Consider the following 458-nt stretch of genomic DNA (forward strand, 5'->3'; position numbering starts at 1 on the left):
GTCATCGGCATTTCGCGTGAGTTTTGGGAGAAATTCAATCCCGGCAGCTGGGCGATGTTCAAACAGAAGCTGCCTACGCTGCAAAACATTGCGGACATCGGCAACATCAGCACCGGCACGTTTTCACTGGAGAAAACGCTCGCGCTCAAGCCGGACGTATTGATTCTGGCCGACTGGCAGTATAAGGCCATCGCCACCCATCTGCCGCGCATTAAAGCGGCAGGCATACCCGTCGTCGTGGTCGATTTCAACGCCGAAACCGTCGCGCGGCACACGCGCAGTGCGGAAATTTTCGGCGAACTCAACGGTACGCAGGCGCGCGCCCAAAAAATTGCCGCCGAATACGCCCGAGGCATTGCCGACATCCAAAAACGCGTCGCACGCGCCAAGCAGTCCAAACCGAAAATCTATATCGAGTTCGGCGACAAAGGCCCGTCCGAATACAGCTACACCTTCGG

At 57.0% G+C, this 458-nt stretch carries 1 protein-coding gene; it reads left to right on the plus strand.

What is annotated here, in order from left to right:
• Positions 1-458: ABC transporter substrate-binding protein (locus ACTHSP_RS21895; RefSeq protein ID WP_440346998.1), on the plus strand; the 458-nt coding region annotated here is incomplete at both ends.

This window comes from Neisseria sp. P0001.S005 (assembly GCF_051963715.1).